The sequence below is a fragment of the Streptomyces sp. NPDC051064 genome (assembly GCF_044455985.1).
GTDB lineage: Bacteria > Actinomycetota > Actinomycetes > Streptomycetales > Streptomycetaceae > Streptomyces.
Genome location: NZ_JBITFK010000002.1, coordinates 21018 through 44418, shown reverse-complemented (window position 1 = coordinate 44418; position 23401 = coordinate 21018). Strand labels below are relative to the sequence as shown.

At 73.3% G+C, this 23401-nt stretch carries 24 protein-coding genes; 14 read left to right on the top strand and 10 right to left on the bottom strand.

The genetic code is table 11. The annotated features are described in order from the left end of the window. Window positions 1-197: 197 nt before the first annotated feature. On the bottom strand, window positions 198-1127 hold the full coding sequence (locus tag ACIBCU_RS06910; protein WP_362939154.1) for a DUF3027 domain-containing protein: 930 nt from the start codon (window positions 1125-1127) through the stop codon (window positions 198-200). A 441-nt stretch (window positions 1128-1568) separates the two neighbouring features. Between ACIBCU_RS06910 and ACIBCU_RS06905 the strand changes: the two genes are divergently transcribed. The 4 genes from ACIBCU_RS06905 to ACIBCU_RS06890 are packed head-to-tail and all read left to right on the top strand — an operon-like array spanning window position 1569 to window position 5126. After that, the gene (locus ACIBCU_RS06905; RefSeq protein ID WP_362939157.1) at window positions 1569-2990 is read left to right on the top strand and encodes an MFS transporter; all 1422 of its coding nucleotides are present in this window, start codon (window positions 1569-1571) and stop codon (window positions 2988-2990) included. A 27-nt stretch (window positions 2991-3017) separates the two neighbouring features. Continuing rightward, a complete protein-coding gene (locus ACIBCU_RS06900) occupies window positions 3018-3500 on the top strand; it encodes a DUF2771 domain-containing protein (protein ID WP_362939160.1) in 483 nt (160 codons plus the stop codon). A 29-nt stretch (window positions 3501-3529) separates the two neighbouring features. Then, window positions 3530-4249 carry a futalosine hydrolase gene (locus tag ACIBCU_RS06895; RefSeq protein WP_399229813.1) on the top strand — a complete coding sequence of 240 codons (720 nt, stop codon included), beginning with the start codon at window positions 3530-3532 and terminating at the stop codon, window positions 4247-4249. After that, window positions 4221-5126: a 1,4-dihydroxy-6-naphthoate synthase gene (locus ACIBCU_RS06890; RefSeq protein ID WP_362939165.1), complete on the top strand. Its 906-nt coding sequence runs from the start codon at window positions 4221-4223 to the stop codon at window positions 5124-5126. Before ACIBCU_RS06895 ends, ACIBCU_RS06890 begins: the two co-directional genes overlap by 29 nt. A gap of 40 nt (window positions 5127-5166) precedes the next feature. Here ACIBCU_RS06890 and ACIBCU_RS06885 read toward each other — a convergent pair whose 3' ends face one another. Further along, a complete protein-coding gene (locus tag ACIBCU_RS06885; protein WP_362939168.1) occupies window positions 5167-5550 on the bottom strand; it encodes a cold-shock protein in 384 nt (127 codons plus the stop codon). A 166-nt stretch (window positions 5551-5716) separates the two neighbouring features. Between ACIBCU_RS06885 and ACIBCU_RS06880 the strand changes: the two genes are divergently transcribed. Continuing rightward, entirely contained in the window at window positions 5717-5953 is a 237-nt protein-coding gene (locus tag ACIBCU_RS06880) for a hypothetical protein (RefSeq protein ID WP_362939171.1), read from the top strand. A 25-nt stretch (window positions 5954-5978) separates the two neighbouring features. On the opposite strand, the gene ACIBCU_RS06875 is transcribed toward ACIBCU_RS06880, so the two are convergent. Beyond that, on the bottom strand, window positions 5979-6596 hold the full coding sequence (locus ACIBCU_RS06875) for an HAD family hydrolase (protein WP_399229810.1): 618 nt from the start codon (window positions 6594-6596) through the stop codon (window positions 5979-5981). 89 nt (window positions 6597-6685) lie between these two features. Here ACIBCU_RS06875 and ACIBCU_RS06870 point away from each other — a divergent pair, with 89 nt between their 5' ends. The 5 genes from ACIBCU_RS06870 (at window position 6686) to ACIBCU_RS06850 (ending at window position 11294) form a co-directional block, all read left to right on the top strand. Next, on the top strand, window positions 6686-7237 hold the full coding sequence (locus ACIBCU_RS06870) for a hypothetical protein (RefSeq protein WP_399229808.1): 552 nt from the start codon (window positions 6686-6688) through the stop codon (window positions 7235-7237). Between the two features lie 116 nt (window positions 7238-7353). Further along, window positions 7354-8364 (top strand): FecCD family ABC transporter permease, encoded by a 1011-nt coding sequence (locus ACIBCU_RS06865; protein WP_399229806.1) that lies wholly within the window; start codon window positions 7354-7356, stop codon window positions 8362-8364. Beyond that, complete coding sequence (locus tag ACIBCU_RS06860) at window positions 8361-9446, top strand: iron ABC transporter permease (protein WP_362939183.1); 1086 nt, start codon at window positions 8361-8363, stop codon at window positions 9444-9446. The genes ACIBCU_RS06865 and ACIBCU_RS06860 overlap by 4 nt, the downstream gene beginning before the upstream one ends. Beyond that, complete coding sequence (locus tag ACIBCU_RS06855) at window positions 9443-10309, top strand: ABC transporter ATP-binding protein (protein WP_399229803.1); 867 nt, start codon at window positions 9443-9445, stop codon at window positions 10307-10309. The genes ACIBCU_RS06860 and ACIBCU_RS06855 overlap by 4 nt, the downstream gene beginning before the upstream one ends. A gap of 1 nt (window position 10310) precedes the next feature. Next, window positions 10311-11294, top strand: coding sequence for an ABC transporter substrate-binding protein (locus ACIBCU_RS06850; RefSeq protein WP_399229801.1), 984 nt, complete (start codon window positions 10311-10313; stop codon window positions 11292-11294). 152 nt (window positions 11295-11446) lie between these two features. On the opposite strand, the gene ACIBCU_RS06845 is transcribed toward ACIBCU_RS06850, so the two are convergent. Genes ACIBCU_RS06845 through ACIBCU_RS06835 form a run of 3 tightly spaced genes read right to left on the bottom strand, consistent with a single transcriptional unit; the run spans window position 11447 to window position 13838 of the window. After that, entirely contained in the window at window positions 11447-12025 is a 579-nt protein-coding gene (locus tag ACIBCU_RS06845) for a TetR family transcriptional regulator (RefSeq protein WP_362939192.1), read from the bottom strand. Window positions 12026-12036: 11 nt separating this feature from the next. Then, window positions 12037-12618: a sugar O-acetyltransferase gene (locus ACIBCU_RS06840; protein WP_399229799.1), complete on the bottom strand. Its 582-nt coding sequence runs from the start codon at window positions 12616-12618 to the stop codon at window positions 12037-12039. A gap of 56 nt (window positions 12619-12674) precedes the next feature. Next, complete coding sequence (locus tag ACIBCU_RS06835; RefSeq protein ID WP_399229797.1) at window positions 12675-13838, bottom strand: hypothetical protein; 1164 nt, start codon at window positions 13836-13838, stop codon at window positions 12675-12677. 63 nt (window positions 13839-13901) lie between these two features. Between ACIBCU_RS06835 and ACIBCU_RS06830 the strand changes: the two genes are divergently transcribed. Continuing rightward, a complete protein-coding gene (locus ACIBCU_RS06830; protein ID WP_399229795.1) occupies window positions 13902-16379 on the top strand; it encodes a helicase C-terminal domain-containing protein in 2478 nt (825 codons plus the stop codon). A gap of 15 nt (window positions 16380-16394) precedes the next feature. On the opposite strand, the gene ACIBCU_RS06825 is transcribed toward ACIBCU_RS06830, so the two are convergent. Together ACIBCU_RS06825 and ACIBCU_RS06820 are read right to left on the bottom strand one after the other, a co-directional pair. Then, a complete protein-coding gene (locus tag ACIBCU_RS06825) occupies window positions 16395-17180 on the bottom strand; it encodes a uracil-DNA glycosylase (protein ID WP_399229793.1) in 786 nt (261 codons plus the stop codon). Between the two features lie 9 nt (window positions 17181-17189). Further along, window positions 17190-17351 (bottom strand): hypothetical protein, encoded by a 162-nt coding sequence (locus ACIBCU_RS06820; protein WP_399229791.1) that lies wholly within the window; start codon window positions 17349-17351, stop codon window positions 17190-17192. Between the two features lie 176 nt (window positions 17352-17527). Between ACIBCU_RS06820 and ACIBCU_RS06815 the strand changes: the two genes are divergently transcribed. Next, on the top strand, window positions 17528-19171 hold the full coding sequence (locus ACIBCU_RS06815; RefSeq protein WP_362941261.1) for a DNA repair helicase XPB: 1644 nt from the start codon (window positions 17528-17530) through the stop codon (window positions 19169-19171). A 20-nt stretch (window positions 19172-19191) separates the two neighbouring features. Here ACIBCU_RS06815 and ACIBCU_RS06810 read toward each other — a convergent pair whose 3' ends face one another. After that, window positions 19192-19383 carry a hypothetical protein gene (locus ACIBCU_RS06810; RefSeq protein WP_356707896.1) on the bottom strand — a complete coding sequence of 64 codons (192 nt, stop codon included), beginning with the start codon at window positions 19381-19383 and terminating at the stop codon, window positions 19192-19194. Window positions 19384-19509: 126 nt separating this feature from the next. After that, window positions 19510-20490 (bottom strand): zinc-dependent alcohol dehydrogenase family protein, encoded by a 981-nt coding sequence (locus tag ACIBCU_RS06805; protein WP_362941264.1) that lies wholly within the window; start codon window positions 20488-20490, stop codon window positions 19510-19512. Window positions 20491-20639: 149 nt separating this feature from the next. On the opposite strand from ACIBCU_RS06805, the gene ACIBCU_RS06800 reads away from it, so the two are divergent. Further along, a complete protein-coding gene (locus ACIBCU_RS06800; RefSeq protein WP_362941267.1) occupies window positions 20640-21014 on the top strand; it encodes a helix-turn-helix domain-containing protein in 375 nt (124 codons plus the stop codon). 288 nt (window positions 21015-21302) lie between these two features. Next, complete coding sequence (locus ACIBCU_RS06795) at window positions 21303-23363, top strand: UvrD-helicase domain-containing protein (RefSeq protein WP_362941270.1); 2061 nt, start codon at window positions 21303-21305, stop codon at window positions 23361-23363. Window positions 23364-23401: the final 38 nt, after the last annotated feature.

The following is a 23401-nucleotide window of genomic DNA, read 5'->3' as shown; positions in this document are numbered from 1 at the left end:
CCCGTTGGGGCCCCGGACGAAGTCTGGGGAGATTGAGGACAAAGCACGCCCCAGGACCAGGCCTCGCCCGAAGCCCCGACACACAGGCCCGGAATCAAGCCCGTCCGGCGTTTGAGGACAAAGCCTGTACCAGCAGCGCCCCCGGGCCCCGCGATGCCCGGGCACCGCAAGCCCGGACCCCACAGCGGACAGGAGCGTCAGGAGTGGCCCAGGTCCTCCGTCGCGCCGTCCGGCAGGTCCGGGACCGATCCGGAGCCGTCGGCCGGCCGCAGGGAGTAGTCGTCCACCCGCATCGTGTCGAGCGCGTGCGACGGCTTCGGCGTCTTCGGCATGACCGCCGCCTCGGAGTGGCCACCGCAGCCGTACGCCAGGGAGACGACCCGGCCGTCCGCAGGGGCGAACTCGTTCGCGCAGACCCCGAAGGCCTGCTTCAGCGAGCCGGCCATCGGCACGAGGAACGCGCAGGTGACACAGGACGCGGGCGCCGCCTGCGCCATGGGCGTCCTCGCGCCGAACTCCTCGTCCCACCGCTCCGCCGCCAGCCGCAGCCCGTACCGGGACAGCACCCGCGCACGCCGCGTGCCGAGCTCGTCGGCGACCGCGGCGATCGAGCCCCGGCGCGTCCCGGGCAGCGCCGTCAGCTCCGCGTCCTCGACGTCGGCGAGGGCGGCCAGCTCCTGCGACACCTCGGAGACCGCGGAGTTCGGCAGGGGCTCGTCCTCGCCCGTCCATCCGGGCTCCAGGCGCGGGTCCTCCGCCTCGGTGGGCAGCAGGTCGCCGGGACCCATGTCGCCGGGCCGCAGCCGCTCGCTCCAGGGCACCCACTCGGGGGCGAGGAGCGCGTCGGATCCGGGCAGCAGCACCGTTTCGTCAAGGGTGACGTTCTTGGCGCGGGAGGCCCTGGCGACCGTCACCGCCCAGCGCCAGCCCCGGTAGCCGGGCTCCTCGGACTCGAAGTAGTGCGTGACCACCCGGTCACCTTCGGAGACCAGGGCCACGTGCTCACCCACCACTCCTGGGGCGGCGGCCTCCTCCGCCGCAGCGCGTGCGAGGTCTACCGCCTCGGCGCACAGACGGTCAGGGGCGGGGGTACGGGCCGTACGGCTTCGCGTCGTCGCAGCACTCACAGGTCTCGCTTCTCTCCATACGCCGTCTCACGAGCGCGCCAGCAGCTCCATCGATGTCCGATTTCGGCCATGACAGTTGTGAGCGGAGCGGACCTGGGGGCCGCGTCGACGTCCACACCCGTTGTGCCTGCCTCGGGCGCGCCTTCTGCCATCCATTCTGCGGGATCGCGGAGAGGCGCGCGGCCAAGAACAACCGCCGGTGGCGCGTGAGTGCACGCTACCCTCTCCGCCGCCCCGCGCCCACCTGCCCGTCCCAAACAGCACCGGAACCCTTCCGAACCGGTTCGGATCCGCCGGCGGGCGGAGGGCGGAATCGCCCGGGATCGGCGGTGCGTACCGGCCGATTCCCGACCGGGGGCGACTCACCCGACGGAGCGTCCGCCGCCACGCCCCGGCCCGATCATGGGTTCGTGACGGCGGGGGGTGGGGCACTATGACCACGTGGCCACCGCCAGGTCGTCCGACGGATCCGGCCCGCTCCGCAGGGCGGGCCGGGCGATGACCCGTGTCCTGCGCGCCCCGTTCACGGGCACCGCGCGGGGGATCAGGAAGGCGACCCACGCCCACGGGGCCGGCGAGTCCGGCCTCGGCAAGCTGATCGAGCTGCACGCGGTCAACGGCGCCGGTGACGTCATGATCACCGTGGCGCTCGCCTCCACGGTGTTCTTCTCCGTACCGACGGACGAGGCACGGGGGCGCGTCGCCCTGTACCTCGCCGTCACCATGGCGCCCTTCACCCTGCTCGCCCCGGTGGTCGGCCCTCTCCTGGACCGTCTGCCGCACGGCCGCCGCGCCGCGATGGCCGGTGCGATGTTCGCCCGGGCGGTGCTCGCGATCACGATGTCGGGCGCGGTGGCCACGGGCGGCCTGGAGCTCTATCCGGCGGCCCTGGGCGTCCTGGTCTGCTCGAAGGCGTACGGGGTCGTGCGCAGCGCCGTCGTGCCCCGTCTCCTGCCGCCCCGCTTCTCCCTGGTGAAGGCCAATTCGCGGGTCACCCTCGCCGGTCTGCTGGCCACAGGTGTCGCGGCGCCGATCGGAGCGGGGCTGCAGAGCATCGGGTCCCCCTGGCCGCTCTACGGCGCCTGTGCGATCTTCCTCGGCGGCACGGTCCTCGCCTTCACGCTGCCCCACAAGGTCGACTCCGCGAAGGGCGAGCGCAAGGCCCGTCTCGTCGTCCCGCACGAGGAGGCCGCCCGCCCGGCCGTCCCCAAGGGCAGGACCAAGGGCGGCAGGAGCGGCAGCACGAGGAGCGGGCGGGAGAAGCCGCCGGGGCTGCGGTCCGTCGGGCCGTCCGTCCTGCACGGCCTCCAGGCGAACGCCGCGCACCGCGCGCTCTCCGGCTTCCTGATCTTCTTCCTGGCGTTCCTGCTGCGCGAGCATCCCCTGGCGGGGCAGAGCGCCGCCGTCTCCCTCGGCATCGTCGGGGTCGCGGCCGGGGCCGGGAACGCCTGCGGCACGGCGGTCGGCTCGTGGCTCAGGGCGCGCGGCCCCGAGGTGATCGTCGCGACGGTGCTGGGGCTCGCCCTGGGGGTCGCCGTGCTCACCGCGGTGTTCTTCAGCACGGTGATGGTCGCCGCCCTCGCCGCGGTCGCGGGGTTCACGCAGGCCCTGTCGAAGCTGTCGCTGGACGCGATGATCCAGCGCGACGTGCCGGAGGAGGTGCGTACGTCGGCCTTCGCCCGGTCGGAGACGCTGCTCCAGATGTCCTGGGTGGTCGGCGGCGCGATCGGCATCGCGCTACCGCTCAACGGAGTACTCGGCATGTCCGTCGCCGCGGGGCTCCTGGCACTGGGCGCGGCCGCCTCCGTACGGGGCCTCCTGGGGGCCGCACGGCGCGGCTCACCGCACCCCCGCGTGGCGTGAGCGGCACCGACCGATAACCTTCGGCGCATGACCGTTGCGTTCTTCTCCGGTAAGGGCCGTCGAATCGGCGTCGCTCTTGGTGCCGTGTCCGCGGGACTCCTTGTCCTGTCCGCCTGCGACAAGCCGACGCCGCTCGCCACCGTGACGGTCGGCGACAACTCGGTGAGCACCGAGGCGTCCTGCTACAACGACGGCAACGCCCTCAAGGAGTCCGAGATCCAGGGCTGCCTGAACAAGAAGGCGGAGAAGTCCGTCAAGGTCGCGATGGACGACAAGGTCCGCTTCGGCGTCGACCCCGACGTCGCGGACAACGGCTGGACCCTGTTCATCAACGGCCAGCAGGCCGAGCAGGAGCCGTACAAGAAGACCTACCGGTCGATCCCCGGCAGCGCCTTCTTCGCCAGCCAGACCGGTGAGACCACGGCGGACAAGACGCAGGTCAGCATCGTCGAGACCAAGGGTCAGAAGCTCACGGGCGTCTGGCACTTCCAGCTCACGAAGACTTCCTGACCGACCCTTCGACCCCGAGGACCACCGCCGTGCGGGTGCTTGTCGTGACCGCCGTCCCGGCCGAACGGGACGCGGTCACGCGCGCGTTCGGGGGTGCTCCGGAGGTGCGGGGGGTTCCCGGCGCCGAGCTGCACCGGGCCGGCCCGTTCGACGTCCTCGCGGGCGGCGCGGGTCCGGCCGCCGCGGCGGCCGCCACCGCCTTCGCCCTCGCCGCCGCGCCCGCCTCGCAGCCGTACGCGGCCGTCGTCTCGGCCGGCATCGGCGGCGGCTTCGCACCCGCCGCGCCCGTCGGCTCCCTCGTCGTGGCGACCGCCATCGTCGCCGCGGACCTGGGCGCCGAGACCCCGGACGGCTTCGTGCCCGTCACCGGTCTCGGCTTCGGAAGGGACACCTTCCTGCCGCCCGAGGCCCTCGTACGGGACGTGGCGGAGGCCACCGGCGCCGCGCCGGGCCCCGTCCTCACCGTCTCCACCGTGACCGGCAGCGCGGCCCGCACCGCCGAACTGCTGGCCGCGCACCCCGGAGCCGTCGCCGAGGCCATGGAGGGCTTCGGCGTCGCGGAGGCCGCCGGCAGGTTCGGCGTGCCGGCGCTGGAGCTCCGGGCCGTCTCGAACACCGTGGGGCCGCGCGACCGCGGGGCCTGGCGTATCGGCGACGCCCTGGCGGCGCTCACCGAGGCGTTCGGGAAGACCGCACCTGTAGTGGAAAGTTGGACCTGGCATGACCGACTCTACCGACACCGTGACTGACACCGCGACGGACTCCGCCGGCGCCTCGCTCCCCGCGCTGCGCATCGCCTTCTCGCCGTGCCCCAACGACACCTTCGTCTTCGACGCCTGGGCGCACGGAAGGGTCCCCGGCGCGCCCGCCCTCGATGTCACCTTCGCCGACATCGACCTCACCAACGGCATGGCCGAGCGCGGCGAGCTCGACGTGCTGAAGGTGTCGTACGCCGTCCTCCCGTGGGTGCTCGACGAGTACGCGCTCCTGCCGTGCGGCGGCGCCCTTGGACGTGGCTGCGGGCCGCTCGTCCTCACGAAGGAGCCGGGCGCGGACCTGACGGGGAGGACCGTCGCCGTGCCGAGCGAGCGCTCCACCGCCTATCTGCTGTTCCGGCTGTGGGCGGCCGAGGTCGTCCCGGACGGCGTCGGCGAGATCGTCGTCATGCCGTTCGACGAGATCATGCCGGCGGTGCGCGACGGCCGGGTGGACGCCGGGCTCGTGATCCACGAGGCCCGTTTCACCTACCGGAACTACGGTCTGCACAGCCTCGCCGACATGGGTGAGCACTGGGAGTCGACCACCGGCCTGCCGATCCCGCTGGGCGCGATCATCGCGAAGCGCTCGCTGGGCGAGGAGACGCTGAACAGGCTGTCGGAGTCGATCCGTACGTCGGTGCGGATGGCCTGGGACGACCCGGAGCGTTCGCGTCCGTACGTCCTGGAGCACGCCCAGGAGATGGACCCGGCCGTGGCCGATCAGCACATCGGGCTGTACGTGAACGAGTTCACCGCCGACCTGGGCGAGAGCGGCTACGCGGCGATCCGCGGCCTGCTGACCCGGGCGGCGGCCGAGGGTCTCGTGCCGGCGCTGGCGCCGGACGCGTTCTCCGTCACCGGGCGCTGATCGGGGACGCCCGGGCCCTGCCCGGGCGTCCCCGTCCACGTCAGACGTCGAGCTGGTCGGCGACGGCCCTCAGCAGGCCGGCGATCTTCGCGCCCGCCGCCTTGTCGGGGTACCGGCCGCGCTCCAGCAGCGGCGTGATGTTCTCCAGCACCGTCGTCAGGTCCTGCACGATCGAGGCCAGCTCGTCCGGCCTGCGCCGCTGTGCGGCGGCGACGGACGGCGTGGGGTCGAGGATCACCACGGAGAGGGCCTGGTCACCGCGCTGGCCGGCGACCACACCGAACTCGACGCGCTGGCCGGGCTTGAGCGCTTCGACGCCGTCCGGGAGCACGGAGGAGTGGACGAAGACGTCGGCGCCGTCGTCGCGCGAAAGAAAGCCGAAGCCCTTTTCCGAATTGAACCATTTGACCTTACCCGTGGGCACGTCTGTCCTCGTCCTCGTACTCGTCGGTGCGCGGGAGAGCCGCGAAACGGCTCCGGATAGCAGTACAGCGGGTCTTCCGACCCGCCATGCCCCAGGCTAATGGTCCAGGGGCCGGACACAAGACGTCGCCGAATGGTTCCGCCGAGCTGGGAACTACCCTGACCGGGTGAGTACTACTCCTTCCGGCGCAGGCGACCGGCTCGTACAGGTCGGCGCGATCGTCTTCTTCATCGGCGCACTGGCCACACTGGTCACCGTGGCCCCGCTCTTCCTGGGCACCGACCCGTTCCCGTCCCTCGCCTACGCGGTGTGCATGCTGATGGGTCTGGGCTTCCTGATCGCGGCCGCGGGGGTGGTGCGGTCGGTGTGGAAGAACTCCCCGAAGCGCGCCGCCGCGAGGTAGCCGGCCGGGCCCTCCCAGGGGTGCGTCAGGCCGCGGCGAAGGTCCGCAGCCAGGCGGGGAACACCGTGAGGTCCGGCAGGATCACATCGGCTCCGGCGGCCCGGAGCTCCTCCTCGTCGCACGGGCCGGTGGTGACACCGACCGACAGGGCGTCCGCCGCGTGCGCACCCCGTACGTCCCCGGTGTGGTCGCCGACGTAGACCCGCGCACCGTGCTCCAGGAGCGCCTGCGCCTTACCCTCTGCCCAGAGCCCGCCGATCAGCACGTCCGCGGCTATGCCGAGGTGCGCGAGGTGGAGCTTGGCGTTCGGCTCGTACTTGGCGGTGACGACCATCGCCCGCCCGCCGAGCGCCTGGACGGCCTCGACGGCCTCCCGGGCGCCGGGGAGCGCGGTCGTCGGGGTGATCGCCGTGTCCGGGTAGAGGGCGCGGTACCGGTCGCAGGCCTCGGCGATCGCGTCGGCCGGGAACCAGTGGGCCATCTCGTCCTGGAGCGGCGGGCCGAGCCGGCTGACGACCAGGTCGGTGTCGATGTACACACCCGTCTCGGCGGCCAGTTTCTCGTAGGCGACCTTGATGCCGGGCCGGGAGTCGATGAGCGTCATGTCGAGGTCGAATCCGACCGTCAGGGTGGGTGAAGGCATGAGGTCCATTGTGCCGGTGCCCCGGCCCGGGCGACCGTCCGTCCGAAGTGCGGGCCCACCGCACCCGCCCCCCTACCGAGGAACGGCCGTTGACCCCGTACTCCCTGGCGTTCTACGTCCATGCCGTCACCACCGGCACCGTGCTCGGCCTCGGCCCCGACGGGTCCCCCGACGAGGTCGCCTCGGTCCTGGGGACGGACTTCGCCGAGAACGACTTCGGCCGGGCCATGTGCCGTGACTACGGCCTGGCGGAGTTCCACTACCACCGCGCCCGGGCCCGCGACCCCTGGTCGGGGCACCACTTCAGCCTCCAGGTGCACCGGCTCGCCCGCCGCGACCGCACCCTCCCGGGCGAGGTGCTCCGTGCCCGCTACGGACGGTTCGCCCCGCGGCTCCGTTTCGAGAAGCTGGAACGTCTCCTGCGGCGGCGGGGCGTCCCGCTGGTGGAGATCCCGGAGTACCCGGGGAACGCGCCGTACTACCGCACGTTCTGGCAGCCCGGCTCGCGGACGGCCGTCTCCTTCATCGCCGTACACGGCGAGTACAGCACTCCGGGCGCCCTGCGCGTGGGCGACGTCTACAAGATCCAGACCCCCGTGACCGCCCAGGAGGTCGAGCTGCGCAGGGCGAAGGTGCGGTGACGGAGCCCATGGGCGCCCTGCCCGGCTTCATGGGCCACACATAGACTTAGCCAAGCCTTACCTCGCAATGCCCCGATCCCCGCAGTTCCCGGCTCTCGCTCACCCGATTGGTTCCGATGGCAGCCGCCGCTCCACGCCTGTCCAGACGCGCGGTCGCGACGGCTGCCGCCGTCGTCGCCCTGCTGCTCTCCGTCCTGCTCAGCCTCGCCGTGGGGGCCAGGACCATCGCGCCGTCCGCGGTCCTGGACGCCCTGCTGCACGGCGGGCACTCCGACGCCGCCGAGGTGATCCGGCAGATGCGGGTGCCGCGCACTGTGATCGGGCTGATGGTCGGCGCGGCGCTCGCCCTCGCGGGCACGGTGCTCCAGGGCATCACGCGCAACCCCATCGCCGACCCGGGGATCCTCGGGATCAGCCAGGGCGCCTCGGTGGCCGTCGTGCTGGCCATCGCCTACGCCGGGATCCACACCCTCACCGGCTATGTGTGGTTCGCCTTCGGCGGGGCCGCCGTCGCGTCCGTCGCCGTGTACGCCATCGCCTCCCGGGGCCGGGGCGGTGCGACGCCGGTGAAGCTCGCGCTGGGCGGCGCCGCGATCAACGCGCTGCTCGTGTCCGTGACCATGGCGGTGCTCACCACGAAGGCGTCGGCGCTCGACGAGTTCCGCTTCTGGCAGGTGGGCTCGATCGCCGGCCGCGAGGCCCAGGTCGCCCAGCAGATCTGGCCGTTCCTGCTGATCGGGGCCGCCCTCGTGGTGTCCGTCGCGCGCGGGCTCGACGCGCTGGCGCTGGGCGAGGACGTCGCGAAGGGCCTGGGGCAGAACGTCGCGGCCGTCCGCATCGTCGGCGGTGTCGGGGCGACCGTGCTCACCGGCGCGGGTGTGGCGGCGGCCGGACCGATCGCCTTCGTCGGCCTCGCGGTGCCGCACATCGCCCGCGCGATCGTGGGCGGCGACCACCGCTGGGTGCTGCCGATGGCGGCCCTCGTCGGGCCCGTGATGCTCCTCGTCTCCGATGTCGTCGGCCGGGTCCTGTTCCCGCCCGGCGAGGTCCCGGCAGGCGTGATGACGGCGCTGATCGGCGTGCCGTTCCTGGTCACCCTCGTACGCCGGAAGGCGGTGCCCGCATGAGCGCGGACACGGCAGTGCCCGTACGGGCCCCGGTCCGCCCCGCCGGCTACCAGGTCGTACGGGTCGGGAAGCGGGCCCGCTTCCTGCTCCACCGGCGGGCCGGCCTCGTCGCCGTGGCCCTCGTCGTCCTGCTGGCGGCGGTCTGTGTCGCCTACCTCTGCACCGGGGAGAGCTTCGTGGCGCCCGCGGAGGTCGTGAAGGTCGTCCTCGGGCAGCCGTCGCCGGACGAACTGGTCGTGGGCACCCTGCGGCTGCCCCGCATGGTCGTCGGGCTGCTCGTCGGCGCGGCCTTCGGGATCGCCGGTGCGCTGATCCAGACCGTCGCCCGCAACCCGCTCGCCAGCCCCGACATCATCGGCATCAGCCAGGGCGCGAGCGCGCTCACGGTCGGCGCGATGACCTTCGGCCTCACCTCGTACACCGTCCTGCCCTATCTCTCCGTCATCGGCGGCGTCGCCGCCGCCGCGCTGGTGTACCTCTTCGCGTGGCGCGGCGGGCTCCACGCGACCCGCTTCGTCCTCATCGGGATCGGCTTCGCGATCGCCCTGCGCTCGGTGACCACGCTGTTCCTGACGAAGGGCGACTACCTGGTCGCCCAGCAGGCGCAGATCTGGATGACGGGCTCGCTCAACGGCCGCGGCTGGAACGAGGCCGCCCCCATCGGCTGGGCGCTCCTGATCCTGCTCCCGGCCGTCCTGTGGGCGGCGCGCGCGCAGCGCACCGTCTCGATGGACGACGACACCGCGACGGCGCTCGGCGTCCGCCTCGGGCGCGTACGGCTGGGGCTCGTCGCCCTCGGGGTGGTCCTGGCGTCCGTGGCGACGGGGACGGCCGGGCCGGTCGACTTCGTGGCGCTGCTCGCCCCGCAGATCGCCCGCCGGATGACGCGTACGGCGCAGATCCCTCTGCTGTGCTCGGCACTGCTCGGCGCCGTGATCGTCGTCCTCGCGGATCTGCTGGCCCGCAGGCTCTTCTCCCCCACCGAGCTCCCGGTGGGTGTGCTGACGGCGGCGGTCGGCGCCCCGTATCTGATCTGGCTGATCATCCGTGGCCACGGCGGCCGCAGTGGAGGCAACGCATGACGACCCGTACGCAGGACACCGCCACGTCCAGGCTCACGGCGCGCGCCCTGACCCTCGCCTACGACGACCGCACCGTCGTGCACGAGCTGGACCTGGCCGTGCCCGACGGGTGCGTGACGGTCATCGTCGGCCCGAACGCCTGCGGCAAGTCGACGACTCTGCGCGCGCTGGGCCGGCTGCTGAAGCCGGCCGGCGGCTCCGTGCTCCTGGACGGTACGGAGCTGTCGCGCATCCCCACGCGCACGATCGCCCAGTCGGTCGGGCTGCTCCCGCAGACACCCGTGGCACCCGAGGCGATCACCGTCTCCGACCTGGTCGCCCGTGGCCGCCAGCCGCACCAGCGCTGGTGGCAGCAGTGGTCGGAAGCGGACGAGCGCGCGGTGAGTGACGCCATGGCACGCACCGACATCACCGCGCTCGGCGACCGGCCGGTGGACGAGCTGTCCGGGGGCCAACGCCAGCGGGTGTGGATCGCGATGGCGCTCGCGCAGGACACGGATCTGCTGCTGCTCGACGAGCCGACGACGTATCTCGACATCGCGCACCAGGTCGAGGTCCTCGACCTGGTGCGCCGACTCGCCGCCCCGGCCGCGGACGGCAGCCGGGGGCGGACCGTCGTCACCGTCCTGCACGACCTCAACCAGGCCGCCCGTTACGCCGACCACCTCGTCGCCATGAAGGCGGGCCGCATCGTCGCCGAGGGGCGACCCGGGGACGTCGTCACCGCAGAGCTCGTGCGCGAGGTCTTCGGCCTGGAAGCCGTCATCGTCCCGGACCCGGTCACGGGCTCGCCGCTCGTCGTACCCGGCGCGCCCTGGACTCCCACCACGTCCTCCTCATCCCTTTCCGGAAAGGCCCTCTGACATGCCCACACCTCCTGCGGCCCGTCTCCTCGTCACCGGTTCACTGGCCGTGACCGCCGCGCTGACCCTCACCTCCTGCGGCTCGTCCGACTCCGGCTCCGGCTCCGGCGGCTCGACGTCCTCCTCCGACGGCAAGACCCACACGGTCGCCACGGCCATGGGCAACATCAAGGTCCCCGTCGCCCCGAAGCGGGTCGTCGTCCTGGACACCGCCGAGCTGGACTCCGCGCTCACCCTCGGCGTGAAGCCGGTCGGCGCCACGCACACCGGCACGGAGTCGGGTTACCTGAGCTACCTGCCGAAGGAGAAGGTCGCGGGCATCGAGGACGTCGGCGAGATGATGACGCCGAACCTGGAGGCGATCGCGGGGCTGAAGCCGGACCTGATCCTCACCAGCAAGATCCGCCACGGCGACGCGTACGACGAGCTCTCGAAGATCGCCCCGACGGTCATGACGGAGAACACGGGCTACCCCTGGAAGGAGAACTTCCAGGTCCACGCCAACGCGCTCGGCAAGGTCCCCGCGGCCGAGAAGGTCATCGCCGGCTACGACGCGCACGTCGGCGAGGTCACCGAGGCGCTCGGCGGCAAGGAGAAGGCGGCGGCCACCGAGGTCAACATGGTGCGGTTCGTCGAGGGCGCGGACATCCGCGTCTACGGCCGCCAGAGCTACATCGCGACGATCCTCGCCGACGTCGGCCTCGGCCGGCCCGCGATCGTCGACAAGGCCGAGGACGGCTTCTCGTACGACGTCAGCCCGGAGAAGATCGACCAGGCGGACGCGGACGTCGTCTTCCACTCGACGTACGGGGACGCGGAGAAGTCCAAGCAGAAGCAGACCGTGGGCAGCGGGCTGTGGAAGAACATGGGCGCGGTGAAGGCCGGCAAGGTGTTCCCGGTCGAGGACGAGCTGTGGATCCAGGGCATCGGCTACACGGCGGCGGACAAGATCCTGGACGAGCTCCAGGCGGACCTGACGAAGTAGGCTCGCGCGCGGTCACCCCTCCCGGTCCCCGCGCCCCAGCGCTTCCCGGAGCCTGACGGCCGCCGAAGCCACGAGGGGCGAGGCCACGATGCCGCCCGGCGCCGCGTAGCCGGAGACGGTCTCATCGGTGGAGAAGCCTGTGGGGCGCGGTGTCAGGTCCGCGCCCCACAGGCGGTTCGGGGGTCCTGTGCCCAGGACGTCATGCGCCGCACCGCCAGCCGCGTCAGCTCGCGGTCCTGCGGCTCGGTGTCGAGCGACCTGTGCAGGGCCAGCCCCTCGATCAGCGCGTCCAGCTGACGGGCGGTGTCCGGGTCGAAGTGCTGCTCCAGCAGGCGGCGGCTGCGGTTCATCCACGCGTGGGTGAGCTCGCGGTACTCGTCGCGCCGGGCGGCCAGCGTGTAGAGCTCCTGGGTGAGGACGAGGTCGCGCCGGGGGCCCTCGGAGAGCACGTGGATGAGGTCGGTGACGGCCTCACGGGCCTGCTCGGGGGTGTCGGCCCGTCCCAGGTGCAGCTCGAAGACGGCCACGATGTGGTCGGCGAAGCGGGTGAAGGCCTCGCGCAGCAGGTCGTCGATGCCGTCGAAGTGATACGTCATCGAGCCCAGCGGGACCTCGGCGCGCCCGGCGATCTTGCGGTGGGAGACGCCGACGACACCCTCCTCGGCGATGTGGTCGAGCGTGGCGGCGAGGATGCGCTCGCGCCGCTGCGGATCCGTGCGTCCGGTGGCCATGGGCGGGCGGGTCAGACGGCGCGGACGACGCGGGCGGGGTTGCCCACGGCGACGACGTCGGCGGGGATGTCCTTCGTGACCACGGCTCCGGCCCCGATCACGGAGTTGGATCCGATGGTCACCCCGGGGCAGACGATGACCCCGCCGCCGAGCCAGACGTTGTCGCCGATGGTGATGGGGAGCGCCGCTTCCAGCTTGTCCCTGCGGGGCTCCGGCTCCACGGGGTGGGTGGGGGTCAGGAGCTGGACGTTGGGGCCGATCTGGCAGTCCTCACCGATGGTGATGCGCGCGACGTCCAGCGCCGTGAGGTGGTAGTTGACGAAGGTGCGGGCGCCGATCGTGATGTTGCTGCCGTAGTCGACGTAGAGCGGCGGGCGCAGGTCGACGCCCTCGCCCACGGAGTCCAGCAACTCGGCCAGGATCGTCCTGGCCGCGTCGGCGTCCTCGGTGTAGGCGGCCTGGAAGCGGGCCGCGAGGCGCATGGCCCGCTGCTGCCGCCGGCCGATCTCCGGGTCGTCGGCGACGTAGAGGTCACCGGCGAGCATGCGCTCGAGGTTGGAACGCGGATCGTTGGCGAAGTGGTCCGTCGGCATGCGTACGAGCGTACACCCTGGAGTGTACGAACGTACACTCTCCGGGCCGGCCGCCGTCATCTCGCCAGCCTGCGTGAGCGCCACACCAGATACAACGCCGACGACACCGCCGCCACCCGCACCACCACGGGCCAGACGTCCGTCATCGCGTCCCCCATCGCGTCCGCCGCGAGGGGTTCGCCCCAGCGGCCGTCGGTGCGGCCCCACAGCCAGACGAAGGCCCCGGCCACGACCACGCCCGGCAGGCCCAGCGCCACCCATTTCGCCTCGGCGCGCGAGAACTTGCGCGAGCTGTACGCCAGCAGCCAGCCGCCCGCGAGCGCCAGCCACGATCCGGCCACGGCGCCGGCCACGAGCAGTGCGGCCGCCAGCAGCAGAAGCGGGTTCGAGAGGCGGGGCCGCACGGCGACCTCGCCGTCCACGGCGGCCCGCCGGACGCGGGGCAGCCGCAGCTTCCGCCGCCTGGGCGCCGGTGGCTCGGCCTCCTTCCCGGCCTCCGCCGGCCCCGGCTCCTCCGCCTCGGCCGGCGCACGCGGCCCCGGGGCCTTCGGAGCGCTCGGCAATCCGAACAGCTCCGGGCTCTCCAGCCCGCCCACGAACCCCGGCACGGCGGTGCCGGGCCCCATGGCCCCCGGCGCGCCCTGCCCGCCGGGTCCGGCCTGCCCGCCCTCGCCGAAGGGCCCCGGCTCGATCCGCCACCACTCGGGCTCCGCCCCGGGGGGCGCCTGGTCCAGGCCGGCCATGTGCGGCGCGGACGCCGACGGCCAGTCCGGGTCCGGCTCGCCGGACGCCCGTCCCTCGGTGTCCGGCTCCCCGAGCCCTGACTCCGGGCTCGCGGCGGCGCTCCGGGGCTCCTTGCGGCCCGGCGACGCGCCCTTCCGCGACGCGGCTTTCCTGAGCGCACTCCGCCGTGCCCGTGGCACCCCGCGCGGTTCCGCCGCGTCCGTGGCCACGTCCGCCCGGGGAGACGGCAGGGGCACCGCCCCGTCGCCCGACTCGGCCGCCGCGGCCACGAGTTCACCCGGGGCGCCGAGCCGTCCGAGGATGCGCCGGACCACCGCGGGAGAGTCCGAGCCGTCCGTGCCGCGCTGCCGGTCGATCTCGCCCCGGAGCGTCGCGACGAGCCTCATCCGGGCGCCCGAGGACAGCTGTTGCTGCTGCGCCAGGTCACCGACCCGGCTGAGGTAGTCGTAGACAAGCTGGTCGCTCTCGATCCCCACGCGATCGTTCTCCCTCCACCGCCCTGCCCCGACGGTAGCGTTCCAGGGGCTACCGTGGGACGGATGGGGACGACCACACCACCGCGCACGCTCGCCGAAGCTCTGCGCGCCCGGGGCGACGAATCGCTGGCAGGGCTGCTGCGTGCCCGCCCCGACCTGCTCAGCCCCGTGCCGAACGACATCACCCAGCTGGCGACGCGGGCCGGCACGCGCGCCTCCGTCGTCCGTGCGCTGGAGCACCTCGACCGCTTCGCCCTGCAGACCGCGGAGGCGCTGGCCGTGGCGCCGGACCCGGCACCGTACGACACGCTGCTCGCGCTCCTCACCGGTGACGGCCAGGACGACGGCGACGGGCGCGACGACGCGGGCGCCGCGATCACCGCCGCGCTGCCCGCCGCCCTCACGACCCTCCGCGAACAGGCCCTGGTCTGGGGCGAGGACACCCGGCTGCACCTCGTGCGCACCGCGCGCGAGCTGCTCGCCCCGTCACCGCAGCACCCCTCCCCCACCGGCCTCGGCCCGACCGTCTCCGAGGCCACGGCCGGGATGTCGCCCGGCAGGCTGCAGGAGATCCTGGCCGCCGCCGGGCTGCCCGCCACCCACGACCCGGTCTCCGCCGTCTCCGCGCTGGCCGGGCTCTTCACGGACCGGACGAGGATGGCGGAACTGCTGGACACCGCCCCCGTCGAGGCGCTGTCCGTGCTCGACCGGCTGGTCTGGGGGCCGCCGTACGGGGAGGTCACCCCGAACCCCGCGCCGCCCGTGCAATGGCTGCGCGACCGCGGGCTGTTGCTGCCCGTCTCGACGCGCACCGTCGTCCTGCCGCGCGAGGCGGCGCTGCATCTGCGGGCGGGCCGCGCCCACCGTGTGCCCGAGCCCGTGCCCCCGGCGATCGTGGCGGCGGCCGAGCGGGATCCCCAGGCTGTGGACAGAGCCGCGGCGGGCCAGGGCTTCATGGCGCTGTCCACCGTCGAGGAGCTCCTCAAGCTCTGGAACGACGGTGGTCCGGCCATCCTCCGCGCGGGCGGCCTGAGCGTGCGTGAGCTGAAGCGCGCCGCGAACGCGCTCGACGTCTCGGAGACCGTCGCCGCCTTCTGGATCGAACTCGCCTACGCGGCGGGCCTGCTGGCCTCCGACGGCGAGACCGACGAGCGGTACGCGCCGACGCCCGCGTCCGACGAGTGGCTGGACCTCCCCGCCCAGGACCGCTGGACCCACCTCGCCACCGCCTGGCTCGCCGCCACCCGCACGGCGGGCCTGATCGGCGGCCAGGACGCCAAGGGCAGGGCGCTGTCCGCACTCGGCCCCGACCTGGACCGCTCGGCCGCCCCCGAGGTACGCCGCCGGGTGCTGGCCCTGTACGCCTCGCTCCCGCCGGGCACCGCACCCGACCCGCAGACGCTGCTCGCCCGGCTCCGCTGGGAACGTCCGTTGCGCTCCTCGGCCCCGGGCGGACCCGCCGTACCGGGCGGGCCCACGGGCGAGGCCTCCGACCTCCGCTCCCGGATCGCCCTGTGGACGGTCAACGACGCGGAGCTGCTGGGGATCACCGGCCGCGGTGCCCTCTCCTCCCAGGCCCGCGCGCTGCTCGACGAGGGCCCCGACGCGGCCGCCGCCCGCCTCGCCCCGCTGATCCCCGAACCCCTGGACCACGTGCTGCTCCAGGCCGACCTGACGGCGGTCGCCCCCGGCCCGCTGGAACGCCCGCTCGCCGACATGCTCTCGGTGCTCGCCGACGTCGAGTCCAAGGGCGGCGCGACGGTCTACCGCTTCACGCCCGGCTCCGTACGCCGCGCACTCGACGCCGGACGGGCCGCGACGGACCTGCACGCCTTCCTGGCCACCCACAGCCGTACGCCGGTGCCGCAGCCGCTGAGCTACCTCATCGACGACGTGGCCCGCCGCCACGGGCACCTGCGGATCGGCGCCGCCTCCGCGTACGTGCGCTGCGACGACGAGGCCGTGCTCAACGAGATCCTGGCCGACAAGCGCTCGGCCACCCTGCGGCTGCGCCGGCTGGCTCCGACCGTCCTGGCCTCGCAGGCCGACCCGGGGTCGCTCCTCGAAGGGCTGCGCGAGATGGGGTACGCCCCGGCCGCCGAGTCCGCCGAGGGCGACGTCCTGATCACCCGCGCCGGCGCCCGCCGCACTCCGCCGCGTACGCCCCCCGCCCCCGTCCCCGAGGGCCCGCCGGTCCCGGACTCCACCCTGCTGAGCGCCGCGGTCCGGGCCATCCGGGCGGGCGACACGGCAGCCAGAGCCGTCCACAAGGAGGGCCCGGACACGGCCACGGCGGGCTCACTCCCCCGCACGGCCCCCGCCGAGACCCTGGCCACGGTGCAGGCGGCCGCGATGACCGGCTCGGCCGTCTGGATCGGCTACGTCAACGCCGACGGCGCGGCCAGCCAGCGGGTGATCGCCCCGGTCAAGGTGGAGGGCGGCTTCGTGACGGCGTACGACCACACGGCCGACGAGGTCCGGACGTATCCGTTGCACCGGATCACGGGCGTCGCGGAGCTCGCCGACGAGCAGACGCCCTGACGGGGGGTGCCGCGCTCAGGACACCGGGAGCCCGCCGGCGGTCGCGGCCTCGCGGAGCACGTCGACCAGCATGGGCATGGTGAGCCGGCCGGTGAACGTGTTGCGCTGACTCGGGTGGTAACTCCCCAGCAGGTGCAGTTCCTGCCTGCGCTCCGTGGCGGGCAGTACGACGTGCGCACCGTGGCCGAAGGCGGGACGCGGGCGCGGCAGCCGCCACCCCGCCTCGGCGAGCACCGGGAGCACCGCCTGCCAGCCGAACCCGCCGAGGACGACCACCGCGCGCAGCCCCGGGCTCAGCAGGTCCAGCTCGGCGGCAAGCCAGGGACGGCAGTTGTCGCGCTCCTCCGGCGTGGGCCTGTTCGCCGGGGGCGCGCAGTGCACGGGGGAGGTGAGCCGTACGCCGCGCAGGGTGAGCCCGTCCTCCGCGTGGACGGAGGACGGCTGCGAGGCCAGGCCCACGGTGTGCAGCGCGGCGAAGAGGAAGTCGCCGGCCGCGTCGCCGGTGAACATCCGGCCGGTCCTGTTGCCGCCGTGGGCGGCGGGGGCGAGCCCGACCACCGCCACCGTGGCGTCGGACGGCCCGAAGCCGGGGACGGGCCGCGCCCAGTAGTCCCAGTCCTGGAAGGCCGCGCGCTTGGTCCCGGCGATCTCCTCCCGCCACGCGACCAGCCGGGGGCAGGCGCGGCACCGCGTGACGAGGGCGTCCAGCTCACCCGGCGTGCCGCACCGCGGCGCGTGGTGGGCCGGGAAGCCCCGGTCGTCGGCGCCCGGCGCCCGTCCCGCGGCTTCCGCTCCGTCCATCCCTCCACGCTACGGGCCTGGGGCCTCGTCCCCGGGTCGGCGCCAGATGAACATGGCCGGCAGCACCGCCCGGCACACACCGACCGGCGACGGCAGGGCGATCATGATCACGCCCGTGGGGGAACTGCGCAGCCGGCCCATGCCCGCGTCGCCCGCCTCCCTGCCGACCATGCGCCGGCCTCCGTGCCATGACGTGCGTCACAAGCGGTCCCAGGGTGCGTACGCGCGGTGCGCCCTTCCAGAGGCGCCGGCCACAGGAGCCCCGCCCACCGGCGGCCGATGAGGCACACTGGACGTTTGGCCGTTCGCACCCGGCGGCCACCCCACGCCGGAAAGGGCCGACGCGCGTGACCGGACCCCTCATCGTCCAGAGCGACAAGACGCTGCTCCTCGAAGTCGACCACGACCAGGCCGATGCCTGCCGCCGTGCCATCGCACCCTTCGCCGAGCTGGAGCGTGCCCCCGAGCACATCCACACCTACCGGGTGACCCCGCTCGGCCTGTGGAACGCCCGCGCCGCGGGGCACGACGCCGAGCAGGTCGTCGACGCGCTCGTCGAGTACTCGCGCTACCCCGTGCCGCACGCGCTCCTCGTCGACATCGCCGAGACGATGGCGCGGTACGGCCGCCTCACCCTGTCCAAGCACCCGGTCCACGGGCTGGTGCTGACGTCCAACGACCGGCCGGTGCTGGAGGAGATCCTCCGCTCGAAGAAGGTCCAGCCGCTGGTCGGGGCGCGCCTCGACCCGGACACCGTGGCCGTGCACCCCTCCGAGCGCGGCCAGATCAAGCAGACGCTGCTGAAGCTGGGCTGGCCTGCCGAGGACCTCGCCGGATACGTCGACGGCGAGGCGCACCCGATCGATCTCGCCCAGGACGGCTGGGCGCTGCGCCCGTACCAGAAGCAGGCCGTCGAGGGCTTCTGGCACGGCGGCTCGGGCGTCGTCGTCCTCCCCTGCGGCGCCGGCAAGACCCTGGTCGGGGCCGGCGCCATGGCGGAGGCCAAGGCGACCACCCTGATCCTGGTCACCAACACCGTCTCCGCCCGGCAGTGGAAGCACGAGCTGGTGAAGCGGACCTCGCTGACCGAGGACGAGATCGGCGAGTACAGCGGTACGCGCAAGGAGATCCGGCCGGTCACCATCGCCACGTACCAGGTGCTGACGACCCGCCGTAAGGGGATCTACCCGCACCTGGAGCTGTTCGACTCCCGTGACTGGGGGCTGGTGATCTACGACGAGGTGCACCTGCTGCCCGCGCCCGTCTTCAAGTTCACCGCCGACCTCCAGGCCCGCCGCCGTCTCGGGCTCACCGCGACGCTGGTGCGTGAGGACGGGCGCGAGTCGGACGTCTTCTCGCTCATCGGGCCCAAGCGGTTCGACGCCCCGTGGAAGGAGATCGAGGCGCAGGGCTACATCGCGCCCGCCGACTGCGTCGAGGTCCGCGTGAACCTCACCGACTCGGAGCGCCTCGCCTACGCGACGGCGGAGGCCGAGGAGAAGTACCGGTTCTGCGCGACGACCGCGACGAAGCGGAAGGTCACCGAGGCGCTCGTGCGCAAGCACCAGGGAGAGCAGACCCTGGTCATCGGTCAGTACATCGACCAGCTCGACGAGCTCGGTGAGCACCTGGACGCCCCGGTGATCAAGGGCGAGACGAGCAACGCGCAGCGCGAGAAGCTGTTCGAGGCGTTCCGTCAGGGCGAGATCAGTGTGCTGGTCGTGTCGAAGGTCGCGAACTTCTCGATCGACCTGCCGGAGGCGACGGTCGCCATCCAGGTGTCGGGGACGTTCGGCTCGCGCCAGGAGGAGGCACAGCGACTCGGCCGGGTGCTGCGGCCGAAGGCGGACGGGCACGAGGCCCGCTTCTACTCGGTGGTCGCGCGCGACACGATCGACCAGGACTTCGCGGCGCACCGCCAGCGGTTCCTGGCCGAGCAGGGTTACGCGTACCGGATCGTCGACGCGGACGAGTTGCTGACGGAGAGCTGACAGGGACAGATGGCCGGGGCCTAGCGGTGGCGGCGGACGACGCCCGCCTCCTCCGCGTACTCGCCGAGGACGGCGACACCGAACGCGGTGCGTGTGAAGACCGAGACGGCACGCACCGCGTTTCCTATGCGGTGGCCGCGAGGGTGACCGGTGGCCGCCGTGGCGCCGTGCGCGGGTCCGGTCCTGCGTGGGTTCAGGTAAACGGTGCTCATGTACTCCATGGTGCTCCGCCGGCCCGTTCCCCTGCATCGGCCGACCGGCCGAAGCTTGTGCGGATCCGGGTCGGCCGAAAGACGGACCCGTCCCCTACGGGACGGACGGTGCCGCGCCGCTCGCGGTCAGACGGTGACGACGATCTTGCCGACCTGTTGTCCCCTCTCCAGGTACCGGTGCGCCTCGACGATGTCGTCGAGGCCGAACTCCCGGTCGACGGTGGGCCGCAGCGCCCCGGTGCGCAGGCCGGCGTTCACGAACGCCGCGATCCGGCGGACCACCGTGGGGTCCAGCGTGTGCTCGAAGCTTGCGTAGCCGAGGACCGTGAGGGGCCAGGACATCGGGAACGACGCGGGCCGGGGGTCCAGCCAGCCCGCGGTGACCAGGGTCCCGCCGGCCCTGGCCGCCTTCGCCAGGTCCGCCAGGCCGGGGCCCATGACGGAGTCGAGGATGATGTCGGCTCCGGCCCCGCCGCTGTGCCGGCGGGCGGCTTCGGCCACGTCCTCGTGGTCGGTGACGATGACGGCGGCGGCGCCTGCGGCGAGCAGCCCTTCCTTCTTCGCGGTGTGGCGGGTGACCGCCAGGGGGACGGCGCCGATCTGGTTGGCGACCTGGATGGCGGCGAGGCCGACGGAGCTGGAGGCGGCGGTGATCAGGACATGGTCGCCGGGCCGCATCCCGGCCTTCTCCATGAGCGCGCCGTACGCCGTGGAGTACGCCACCCACAGGGCCGCCGCGCCGGTCGCGTCCAGCCCGGTGGGCCGCGGGACGACGGAAGCGGCCGGCACGGTGGTGTATTCGGCGTAGGTGCCGTTGAGGTCCATCTCGGGGACGGCGGTGATGACGACCGCGTCACCGACTCCGGGCCCCTCGACGCCGGGGCCCACCGCGTCGACGACGCCGGTTCCCTCGCAGCCCAGCCGGGCGTGCGGCAGACGCACCGGCCCGGGGTAGGAGCCGGCGCGCATCATCTGGTCGAGCCGGTTGACGCCGATGGCCTCGATCCTGATCCGCACCTCGCCGGCGGCGGGCTCGGTGACCGGCTGATCGACGAGGTGCAGGACGTCCGGGGCTCCGGTCCTGTCGAACACGACGACTCGCGGCATGGGGTGACCGTCTTTCTCTCGGAGGGCTGTGCGATGCGACGGCAGGGCGCTCAACGGGCCGGGTGTGCACGGATGTTGTCCGCGTCCGGTGCCGCCGCACACAGACGAAATTACTGATCCGACAGGTACCTCCTGGTACCTTCCATGCCATGAGCCACTCGGCCGGAGACGTCTTCCTCGCCGACTGCCCGGCCCGGCTGGCGATCGAGATCATCACCGACAAATGGGCCGTCGTCGTGATCTTCGCGCTCAGCCGACGGCCGTGCCGGCACGGCGAACTCGTCGACCTCATCGGCGGCATCTCGCGCAAGGTCCTCACCCAGACGCTGCGCAGGCTCCAGGGCTACGGCCTCGTCGAACGCCACGCGTACGCCGAGGCGCCGCCGCGGGTCGAGTACAGCCTCACCGGACTCGGCCGGACGCTCGTGGTGCCCATCGCCGCCCTGACGGAGTGGGCGACCCTGCACGGCGAGGCCGTCGCGGACTTCCAGGAGTCGGAGCAGGACGGGTCCGACGGCCGGTAGGCGGCACCGGGCGCCCCGACCGCCTGGCGTGTCCGTCCCTGCGATCTATTCGTTCGCCCCCGGGGGCGGCGGTCGATACAATCGCCGGTCTGCCCGCCTCCCGCACCGTGGTACCGGCCAGCCCTCCGAGCGGCCGGCAGCCGGGGGAGCGCCGCCGACCGGACGGAAACCGGCCGACAACAGCCGCACGCGCCCACCGCGCGTGCGCATCTGTGTGTGAACGTCCCCGAGCGGACCGGGCGGTGAGCCCGGTCCGCCGTCCTGCGTCGAAAAGCCGGAGGCAACACCGTGCCCGCGCACGAAGAGTCAAGCAATCCACTGGTCAGGGAGCGGGCGCACCTCGCCGCGTCCCGTGCCGCGCTGCGCGCCATGCGCGAGGACGTGCAGGCGCTCGACATCCGCGACGTCACCGCGAACTGGGTCAACGCCGCGGTCCTCCAGTCGCAGATCGACGACCGGATCAAGGCGCTCGCCGACCTCACCCACACCCCGCTGTTCTTCGGGCGCCTCGACTATCTGCACGTGGTCGGGGCCGAGAAGGCGGAGGGCGCCGAGGGAGAGCGGTTCTACATCGGGCGCCGCCACGTCCACGACGCCCATGGCGACCCCATGGTCATCGACTGGCGCGCCCCGGTCTCCCAGCCGTTCTACCAGGCCTCCAGGAACAACCCGCTGGACGTCGACCACCGCCGCCGCTTCGGCTACACCGGCGGGGAGCTGACCGCGTACGAGGACGAGTACCTCACCGACCCGGCGGAGACCGAGCAGACCAGCAAGCTCCTCCAGGCGGAGATCGAGCGGCCCCGTGTCGGCCCGATGCGCGACATCGTGGCGACGATCCAGCCGGAGCAGGACGAGATCGTCCGCAGTGATCTCGGTGGCACGGTCTGCGTCCAGGGAGGCCCCGGGACCGGGAAGACGGCCGTCGGCCTGCACCGTGTCGCCTACCTCCTGTACGCGCACCGCGACCGCCTCGCCCGCACCGGCACCCTCGTCGTCGGCCCCAACCGGTCGTTCCTCCACTACATCGAGCAGGTCCTGCCCGCGCTGGGCGAGCTGGAGGTGCAGCAGGCCACCGTCGAGGACCTGGTGGCGGCGCGCGTCGAGGTGCGGGGCACGGACGAGTCCGCCGCCGCGGTGATCAAGGGCGACGCCCGGATGGCGGAGGTCCTGCGCCGGGCGATCCGTTCGCACGTGACGCCTCCGACGGAGCCGGTCGTGGTGGTGCGCGGCTCCCGTCGCTGGCGGGTCCCGGCGTACGAGGTCGAGGAGATGACCACCGAGCTGCTGGCCCGTGACATGCGGTACGGGGCCGCCCACGAGGCCCTTCCGCAGCGCATCGCCCACGCCGTCCTCGTACGGATGGAGGAGGCGGGCGAGGCCCCCGACGACCGGGTGCAGAACGCGGTGGCGCGCAATCCCGCGGTGAAGGCGGCCGTGAAGGCGGTCTGGCCGGCGGTGGACCCGGCGAAGCTGGTGCTGCGGCTCCTGACGGACGCGGAGTTCCTGGGCGCGCACGCGGAGGGGATCCTCACCGGCGACGAGCAGAAGCAGATCCTCATGGCGAAGCCCGCCCGCAGCGTGAAGTCGGCGAGGTGGACGGCGGCGGACGCGGTCCTGATCGACGAGGCGGCCGACCTGGTGGCCCGGACGCACTCGCTGGGCCATGTCGTGATCGACGAGGCCCAGGACCTGTCCCCGATGCAGTACCGCGCGGTGGGCCGCCGCTGCTCGACCGGTTCGGCGACGGTGCTCGGCGACCTGGCGCAGGGGACGACGCCGTGGTCGACGGGGAGCTGGGAGCAGGCGCTCTTTCATCTGGGCAAGGCGGACGCGGTGGTGGAGGAGCTCACGGCCGGTTTCCGTGTGCCGCGCGAGGTCATCGCGTACGCCTCCCGGCTGCTCCCCGCGATCTCGCCGGGCCTGGCCCCGGTGGAGTCGGTACGTGAGACACCCGGCTCCCTCGCGGTGCGTGCGGTGGCGTCGGCCGACGAGCTGGACTCCGCGGTGGTCGCGGCGTGCACGGAGTCGCTGCGGCACGAGGGCTCGATCGGCCTGATCGCCGCCGACGCCCGCATCCCGGCCCTGGCGGCGGCGCTCGATGCGGCGGGCCACGCGTATCTCTCCCCGGGCGAGGAGACGACCGCCGCGTCCCGGCTGACCCTGGTCCCGGCCTCGCTGGCCAAGGGGCTGGAGTACGACTACGTGGTGCTGGACGAACCGGCGGCCGTGGTCGACGGCGAACCCGACGAACGCACGGGCCTGCGCCGCCTGTACGTGGCCCTGACCCGCGCGGTGTCGGGCCTGATCGTGCTGCACGCGGCGGCGCTGCCGGAGCAACTCGGCTAGCAGGCCGGTACGCGCCGGATCAGGCCGGGCAGCTCAGG

Coding starts and splice junctions, on each gene's coding strand:
- ACIBCU_RS06900 (WP_362939160.1), top strand. CDS start 3,018: ATGACCGTTGCGTTCTTCTCCGGTAAGGGCCGTCGAATCGGCGTCGCT.
- ACIBCU_RS06890 (WP_362939165.1), top strand. CDS start 4,221: ATGACCGACTCTACCGACACCGTGACTGACACCGCGACGGACTCCGCC.
- ACIBCU_RS06875 (WP_399229810.1), bottom strand. CDS start 6,596: ATGCCTTCACCCACCCTGACGGTCGGATTCGACCTCGACATGACGCTC.
- ACIBCU_RS06865 (WP_399229806.1), top strand. CDS start 7,354: ATGGCAGCCGCCGCTCCACGCCTGTCCAGACGCGCGGTCGCGACGGCT.
- ACIBCU_RS06860 (WP_362939183.1), top strand. CDS start 8,361: ATGAGCGCGGACACGGCAGTGCCCGTACGGGCCCCGGTCCGCCCCGCC.
- ACIBCU_RS06855 (WP_399229803.1), top strand. CDS start 9,443: ATGACGACCCGTACGCAGGACACCGCCACGTCCAGGCTCACGGCGCGC.
- ACIBCU_RS06850 (WP_399229801.1), top strand. CDS start 10,311: ATGCCCACACCTCCTGCGGCCCGTCTCCTCGTCACCGGTTCACTGGCC.
- ACIBCU_RS06845 (WP_362939192.1), bottom strand. CDS start 12,025: ATGGCCACCGGACGCACGGATCCGCAGCGGCGCGAGCGCATCCTCGCC.
- ACIBCU_RS06840 (WP_399229799.1), bottom strand. CDS start 12,618: ATGCCGACGGACCACTTCGCCAACGATCCGCGTTCCAACCTCGAGCGC.
- ACIBCU_RS06830 (WP_399229795.1), top strand. CDS start 13,902: ATGGGGACGACCACACCACCGCGCACGCTCGCCGAAGCTCTGCGCGCC.
- ACIBCU_RS06825 (WP_399229793.1), bottom strand. CDS start 17,180: ATGGACGGAGCGGAAGCCGCGGGACGGGCGCCGGGCGCCGACGACCGG.
- ACIBCU_RS06820 (WP_399229791.1), bottom strand. CDS start 17,351: ATGGTCGGCAGGGAGGCGGGCGACGCGGGCATGGGCCGGCTGCGCAGT.
- ACIBCU_RS06810 (WP_356707896.1), bottom strand. CDS start 19,383: ATGAGCACCGTTTACCTGAACCCACGCAGGACCGGACCCGCGCACGGC.
- ACIBCU_RS06805 (WP_362941264.1), bottom strand. CDS start 20,490: ATGCCGCGAGTCGTCGTGTTCGACAGGACCGGAGCCCCGGACGTCCTG.
- ACIBCU_RS06800 (WP_362941267.1), top strand. CDS start 20,640: ATGAGCCACTCGGCCGGAGACGTCTTCCTCGCCGACTGCCCGGCCCGG.